The 813-nt window shown below is 66.8% G+C and carries 1 protein-coding gene and 1 pseudogene; both read right to left on the minus strand.

Going from position 1 to position 813, the window contains the following annotated elements; all coding sequences use genetic code 11:
* On the minus strand, window positions 1–595 hold a 595-nt coding region (locus CCN72_RS37700; RefSeq protein WP_143664372.1), incomplete at its 3' end, for an SPFH domain-containing protein.
* 126 nt (window positions 596–721) lie between these two features.
* Window positions 722–813: pseudogene (locus tag CCN72_RS41305) on the minus strand (NfeD family protein); the annotation flags it as partial.

Here is an 813-nt window from a genome sequence, read left to right on the forward strand (position 1 = left end):
CGGCCTGTCGGGTGCCCTCCGCGGTGAGGATCGCGGCGCGCTTGTCACGGTCGGCGCGCATCTGCTTCTCCATCGAGTCCTGGATGGAGGTCGGCGGCTCGATGGCCTTCAGTTCCACGCGGTTGACGCGGATGCCCCACTTGCCCGTGGCCTCGTCCAGGACGCCGCGCAGGGCGGCGTTGATCTCCTCGCGGGAGGTCAGGGTGCGCTCCAGGTCCATGCCGCCGATGATGTTGCGCAGCGTGGTGACGGTGAGCTGCTCGATCGCCTGGATGTAGCTGGCGACCTCGTAGGTGGCCGCGCGGGCGTCGGTCACCTGGTAGTAGATGACGGTGTCGATGTTGACGACCAGGTTGTCCTGGGTGATCACCGGCTGGGGCGGGAACGGTACGACCTGTTCGCGCAGGTCGATGCGGTTGCGGATGGTGTCTATGAACGGGACCACGATGTTCAGGCCCGCGTTCAGGGTCCGCGTGTAGCGGCCGAAGCGCTCGACGATGGCCGCGCTGGCCTGTGGGATGACCTGGATGGTCTTGATCAGGGCGATGAAGACCAACACCACCAGAATGATCAGGACGATGATGACCGGTTCCATCGTGTTCCCCGTACCCCTCTCCGCCTGGGCGCCCGCGGACGCCGTTGTGTCCGTGGCTCGCGCCTGTTCAAAGGATCTTGCCCGTCGAGTCTGACAGACTCCGGCCCAACTCGGGGGCGGGATGGCTCAGATGACGATCGCGGTGGCTCCTTCGATGTCCACGACGTCCACCTCCTGGCCCGCCTCGTAGGCCCGGTCGGCGTCCAGGGCGCGGGCCG

The organism is Streptomyces murinus (genome assembly GCF_002154555.1).
GTDB classification, from domain to species: Bacteria; Actinomycetota; Actinomycetes; order Streptomycetales; family Streptomycetaceae; genus Streptomyces; species Streptomyces murinus.